The organism is Rhodoblastus sp. (genome assembly GCF_041915505.1).
GTDB lineage: Bacteria > Pseudomonadota > Alphaproteobacteria > Rhizobiales > Beijerinckiaceae > Rhodoblastus.
In genome coordinates, this window is record NZ_JAYSBG010000205.1 from 1 (window position 1) to 6,399 (window position 6,399).

Annotated in this window: 6 protein-coding genes; all 6 read right to left on the reverse strand. The window is 63.1% G+C overall.

What is annotated here, in order from left to right; all coding sequences use genetic code 11:
• On the reverse strand, positions 1-104 hold a 104-nt coding region (locus ACE3S9_RS12885), incomplete at its 3' end, for an SDR family NAD(P)-dependent oxidoreductase (protein ID WP_374546874.1).
• A gap of 281 nt (positions 105-385) precedes the next feature.
• Positions 386-811: a GFA family protein gene (locus tag ACE3S9_RS12890; RefSeq protein WP_374546869.1), complete on the reverse strand. Its 426-nt coding sequence runs from the start codon at positions 809-811 to the stop codon at positions 386-388.
• A 76-nt stretch (positions 812-887) separates the two neighbouring features.
• Positions 888-1,610, reverse strand: a complete 723-nt coding sequence (locus ACE3S9_RS12895; RefSeq protein ID WP_374546870.1) for an EamA family transporter — start codon at positions 1,608-1,610, stop codon at positions 888-890.
• Positions 1,611-1,904: 294 nt separating this feature from the next.
• Positions 1,905-3,395, reverse strand: coding sequence for an efflux transporter outer membrane subunit (locus ACE3S9_RS12900; protein ID WP_374546871.1), 1,491 nt, complete (start codon positions 3,393-3,395; stop codon positions 1,905-1,907).
• On the reverse strand, positions 3,392-5,002 hold the full coding sequence (locus ACE3S9_RS12905; RefSeq protein ID WP_374546872.1) for a DHA2 family efflux MFS transporter permease subunit: 1,611 nt from the start codon (positions 5,000-5,002) through the stop codon (positions 3,392-3,394). The genes ACE3S9_RS12900 and ACE3S9_RS12905 overlap by 4 nt, the downstream gene beginning before the upstream one ends.
• Entirely contained in the window at positions 4,999-6,093 is a 1,095-nt protein-coding gene (locus ACE3S9_RS12910) for an HlyD family secretion protein (protein ID WP_374546873.1), read from the reverse strand. The genes ACE3S9_RS12905 and ACE3S9_RS12910 overlap by 4 nt, the downstream gene beginning before the upstream one ends.
• Positions 6,094-6,399 lie beyond the last annotated feature (306 nt).

The following is a 6,399-nucleotide window of genomic DNA, read 5'->3' on the forward strand; positions in this document are numbered from 1 at the left end:
ACGATGACCTTGGCGCCTTCGCGCGCCAGCAGGATCGCGGTTTCTGCTCCGATTCCTTTCGCCGCGCCCGTGACGATGGCGACCTTTCCCAAAACGCGATTCATCCGTTCCTCCCAATCAGCCGCCTGATCTTTTCCGCGCCCGTTTTGGTCGCGCCGACGGTCTGAGCGGTCAGGCTATGGGATGGCCGGACAGCAGTATTGAATGTTTCGCGAGACGTTTTGAACGATCCTGCGCCTCGAACCGTTCAATATATTGCTCACTCTTCTTCTGTAAGCGACGCCGCGAAGCGCATGGCGAGACCGGGATGCCGAAATGCGCCGCCTATGAGGTCGGAGAGCCTTATTTCAATCTGGTTCGGGCGACGCTTGTCGGGCAGCGATTGTCAGTCAGCCGGGATGAAGCGGAGCGTGCCCGCTCGACGCGTTGGCTTGCCGGTATCGTTCGTGTGATTGACGCCATCCATGACGGGAACCTCGGCGAAATCGAATGGGCTTACCCCGTCCAGGCAAGCCACGTTTACGGCATAGAGATTCTGGTTCGATCGCCGTTGATGATGTGTGTAGATTCCGCAGCGAGAACAGAAGAAGTGCTGCGCCGATCCGGTATGGAAGCGGTAGCTCGTTAAAACGTCCTCCCCCTGCAGGATCTTGATCCCGCCCTTTTCCGCCATGACGACGACGGCGCCTCGCATTCGGCAGTAAGAGCAAGTGCAGCGGCGGATCGAATTGAAGCCGTCGCTGAGCGTCGCCTCGAAACGCACGGCGCCGCAATGGCACTGGCCAGCCCGAACATTTGTGTCGCCCACCATGTCGCCTGCATCTCCTGTTCAGATCATTTCCACGTCCGGTCTTGCCGGGCGGACAAGGAGCCGGGGGCGCTTGGAACTATACAGCCAGGCACGCCACCCCCGAGACGATCGCAAGACAGGATGCAAGCCGATGCATGGTCAGCGTCTCGTTCAAGAAAAATCGACCAATGAAAGCCGCATAGATGACGCTGGTTTCGCGCAAAGCCGAAACGACGCCCATTGTTCCGAATTTCATGGCCCAGATGACAATGCCATAGGCAAGAAGCGAGACGACCCCACCCGTCAGCGCCATCACGGTCTGCATTCTGGTGTAGGCCGGCGCTCTTCGGCGCAGGGCGAAATAAATGATGGGCATCGTGATGCTCCATAACAGGAACATGGCGTTGGTATAGGCCACGCTGTCTTCCGCCAGCCTTACGCCGATGCCGTCGATGACCGTGTAGGCGCCAATGATAACGCCCGTTACGAAGGCGGCCGGGAGAAAATCGGTTCGAACCTTCCCGCGCTGGAACGCGAGCGAAACGATGCCGCCGGAGACGAGCAGAATTCCGACAGCGGACAGAAAGGTAATCGTTTCATGCGCGAAGATCGCGGCGCCCAAGGTGACGAGGACCGGCGAGGATCCGCGCGAGATCGGGTAGGTTTGACCGAGATCGCCGGAGCGATAGGTGCGAACCAGGGACAAATTATACAGGGTGTGGATGATCGCCGACGCGATGACATAGGGCCAACTTGCCGCATTAGGCCAGGGTATGAACAAAGCCGCGAAACTCGTGACGCCGACAATGGCGATCATCATGAGCGTCATTGACCACAAACGGTCGCCGCCGCCTCGAAGCACGGCGTTCCAACTGGCGTGGAGGACTGCGGCGCATGTTACACAGCCGAATATGAGCGGCGTCATGCGATCTGCGCGACCATCATGATTTGCTGACGGAGAAGGACATCAATCGAACGTATCGCCAAAATTTGAGCCGGACAATCCTTCAAAAATTCGCGCGCGATGCGAGAAAAACTCACCCGACGGCAGGACTCCTTCGCGCCGGAAGCGTAACCCCATCCTCGCGCAGGTTGAGCCCGGACCCCGGTCGCGTCACTTCACGACGGCCGCGGCGGTCACCGGAAAGGTCGTCTCCCAGCCGCCGCCCAAAGCCTTGAACAACTGCACCAGGTCGAGACCGAGATTGGTCGTGCTGTCGGCGAGCCTTTGTTCGGCGAGCAGCGCCGTGCGCTGGGCGTTCAGCACATTGATATATTCCTCGACGCCCTGTTTGTAGCGCGAGCGCGCGATCTCCAGCGCCCGCTGCGCATGGACCACCTGCGCCTTGAGCCGGGCGTTGCGTTCCTGCTCCAGCCGATGCGCGGTCAAGGCGTTGACCACATCGTGCCAGGCCTGCAGCACCGTGCGATGGTAGAGCAGCGCCGCCTCCTGCTGCTGCGCGGTGCGCAATTCCACCGTGTTCTGCAGCCGCCCGGCGTTGAAGATCGGTAATTGCACGCTGGGTCCGAAATTATATTGCAGCGAGCTCGCCCACCACATTTTGGGCAGGGTCAGTGAATCGAAACCGGCCACGCCATTGAGCTGCACGCTGGGATAAAAGGCCGCCACCGCGACGCCGATATTGGCCGTCGCCTCGTGCAATTGCGCCTCCGCCGCGCGAATGTCCGGGCGCCGCCGCGCCAGTTCGGACGGCACGCCGACCGGCGTCGCCGGCGGCGTCAGCGGGATGGCGCGCGGCGCGCCGAGCCGCGAACGCAAGGCGTTGGGCGGCTCGTCAAGCAGGAAGGAGAGCGCGTTGATCAGCTCGGCTTCCTTCTGCTCCAGCGCCGGCAGCTCCGCCTTGACGGATTCGATCTGCGCGGCGGCGTTTTCCGTGTCGAGCGCATTCTGCAGGCCGGAGCGCTGGCGCTCCTGCGTCACCTGCAGCACGTCGTCGCTGATCTTGAGATTGTCCCGCGCGATAGCGAGTTGCGATTGCGCGCCGCGCAGCGACATATAATCGCGCGCCACTTCCGCATAGGCCGAGACCAAGGCCCCGCGCCTTTGCTCGACGCCGGACTGCACATTGGCGTCGGCCGATTCGACCTGGCGGCGGACATGGCCCCACAGGTCCAATTCCCAGGAGGCGTCGAAGCCGGTGTAATAATCAGTGATCGGCTGGATCGAAAAGTTCTGCCCGGCGGGAACCAGCGGCGCGAACAGGCTGACCAGACCGTTCTGGCTGAAATTTTCGCGATTGAGCTTGGCGTCGCCGTTGAGGGTCGGCAATTGCTGCGAAGCCGCGACATTGCGCTGGAACCGGCTTTCGGCCAGCCGGATGGTCGCCGCGCGCACGTCGAGATTGGCCGTCGCGACCTGATTTTCGAGCTCTGTCAGCGTCCGATCATGGAAAATGCCCCACCAGTTCGGATCGGGCGGCGCGGTCAGCGAGCCGCCGGCGTCCGGCGCGGCGAAGGGCTTTGACGGCAGGCCGGTGTCCGGCGGCGCGAATTCCGGCCCGACCGAACAGGCCGCCAGCAGCGACAGGCCGACGAGCGCCGCAACGCTGCGCGAAAGCCGCAAGAGGCGGCGCCGCGCGTTCAATGCGCCGCTCCCGGTCCGCCGGCGGATTTGCGCGCCGTCATCAGGAAACAGAAAGGCACGACAAAAAAGGCCACCACGGCGCAAGCGATGAAGGTGTCGGAATAAGCCATGATGGCGGCCTGGGTCCGGATCATGCGATAGATCTGCCCCATGGCCATGTTCTCGGCCACGGCGGCGGAATGACCCATGGCGACCAGCGCATTGGTATATTGCGCCAGCAATTCGTTGAACGGCTGGTGAAAGGGCGTGCCCCATTCGGTCAGATAGTTCTGATGGGTCTGCGACCGCTGCACGATATTGGAGGTCGACAGCGCGATGCCGATCGAGCCGGCGACATTGCGGAACATGGCGAATAGAGCCACGGCGTCAGGCGTCAGGTCGCGCGGCAGCGTCATATAGGCGACCGTGCTGATCGGCACGAACAGAAAGGCCAGAGCGGCCGTCTGGAACAGGCGCATCACCACCAGCGCTCCGAAATTGATATTGGCCGCCAGATGGCTCGAATAAAGCATGGAAAAGCCCATGATCGTAAAGCCCAGCGCGATCAGATTGCGCGCCGGGGTGATCTTCATCAGGCGCCCGACGATGGGGATCAGCAGGATCACCATGAAGCCGCCCGGCGACAGGATCATGCCCGACCAGGTCGCGGTATAATTGAGATATTGCTGCGCCAATTGCGGAATCATCACGGCGCTGGCGTAAAGGATGCCGCCCGTCGCGGCGATCATCAGGCAGCCGGCGGCGAAATTGCGATCCCGGAACACATCGAGATGGACGATGGGCTTGCGCGCGACCAGCAGCCAGAAGATCGCCCCGACAATGCCGACCGCGGCCATCACCGCCATCAGCCGGATGAAGGGCGAATTGAACCAGTCGTCGTCCTGGCCGCGATCCATCATGACCTCAAGGCAGCCGAGGCCGATGGCGATCAGCGAAAGGCCGATGAAATCCAGCCCGCGGCTCTTGCGCTCCTTCACCCAGGGCGGGTCCTCGACCAGAGCTGAGACCATCGCCACGGCGACAATGCCGACCGGCACGTTGAGGAAGAAGATCCAGCGCCAGGACGCCTGATCGGTGATGAAGCCGCCGAGTGTCGGCCCGAGCACCGGGGCGACGATGGTCGCCATGGCCGCCACGCCGAACGCCGCGCCGCGCCGCGCGGGCGCAAAGGTGTCGAGAATGATCGATTGCTGGTTGGGCTGCATGCCGCCGCCGAAAAAGCCCTGCGCCAGCCGGAAGGCGATCAATTGGCCAAGCGTGGTCGCCATGCCGCACAGGAACGAGCAGACCGTGAACATCGCGATGCAGATGACGAAATAGCGCTTGCGCCCGAGCAGGTCGCCGAGCCAGCCGGAAATGGTCAGAACGATGCCGTTGGCCACCAGATAGGAGGTCAGCGCCCAGGTCGCCTCGTCCGAACTGGCGGAAAGACTGCCGGCGATATGCGGCAAGGCGACATTGACGATGGTGGTGTCGAGCACCTCCATGAAGGTCGCAATGGTGACCGCGACCGCGATCAGCCAGGGATTGCCGCGCGGCTTCCAGCCGGCATGCGAGGCTTCTTCGGCGGCTTGGGCGGCAGCGTCAGATTGGACGGCGTCGGTCATTTCAGCGACACCGTGGGCGTGACCGAGAGGCCGAGCGGCAGCGGCCGCTCCGGATCGAGGCCGCTGTCGATGACGATCTTCACCGGCACGCGCTGCACCACCTTGACGAAATTGCCGGTGGCGTTTTCGGGCGGGAAGGCGGTGAATTTCGAACCCGAGCCCTGCTGGATGCTGTCGACATGGCCTTCCAGCTTCAGATCCGGGAAGGCGTCGACCTCGATCCGCACCTTCTGGCCGGGACGCATGTTGGCGAGCTGGTTTTCCTTGAAATTGGCGGTCACCCAGCGTTCGGGCGAGACGATGGCGAAGAGTTGCTGCCCCGGCGCGACATAATTGCCCAGTTCGACATTGCGCTTGGTGATCCAGCCGTCCTGCGGCGCGCGCACTTCGGTCCAGGACAGGTTGAGCTCCGCCTGGTCGCGCCGCGCCTGCGCCTGCTCGACCTGGCCCTGCAACTGGCCGACCTGCTTTTCGATCTCGCCGATGCGCTGCGGCACGGGCGAAGCCTGCAGCACTTGCGCCTCGGCCAGCGCCACCTGGGCCCGGGCCTGTTCCAGCGCGGCCTTGGCCGCGTCCACGTCCTGCGCCGAGGTAGCGAGCTTGCTCAGCGAGCGCTGGCGGTCGTAATCGGCCTGCGCCTTGGCGAAAGTCGCCTTGGCGGAAGCAAGCTGCGCCTGCGCTTGCGCCAGCAGAGCGGGGAAATTCTTCTGCGCGACCTCGAAGCCATATTGCTGGGCGGCGAGTTGCGCCTTGGCCGTGGCCAGCGCGCCATCGGCGAGATCGCGTTCAAAGGCATATTGCCGCGGGTCGATCCGCAGCAGAAGCTGGCCCTGTTTGACGAATTGGTTGTCGGCCACATCGAGCGAAACCACATTGCCCGCAACGCGCGGCGAGATGGTCACCGCGCGGCCGTCAGTGTAGGCGTCGTCGGTGCTTTCGACATTGCGGCCCGAATACCACAAATAGCCCGCGCCCAGCGCCAGAGCGAGGACCAGCCCGAAGCCGATCGGCTTGAGCCGGGAGGCACGGGCCTTGCGCGCCTCTTCCTGAGGACCGGCCGGCGCCGCCTGCTGCGGTTGCGAATCAGTCACCCGAAAAATCTCCCGTCGGCTCGAGGTTTGGCCATAAACCAATTGAGCCGGCTTGTCGCCTGCCGAAGCTCAGCTTCCGATCGCAAGACCGCCTTGCGCGGGCGCAACCGACACAAAAGCCGAGGCCCGGCTTGCGCCGGGCCTCGGTTGGATCTGAGCCGCTCAGAGCAGCGTGCGAAAAAGTGGACGCCGGTTTTTCGTAAAAACGCTGCGAAAACAAAGGAATCTAGAGTCGAGTGCGATTCGACCGAAAACCAAACGACACAAGCCCGGAAAGCCGGCGAGGGTAAGACGGCCGCGCGCAGC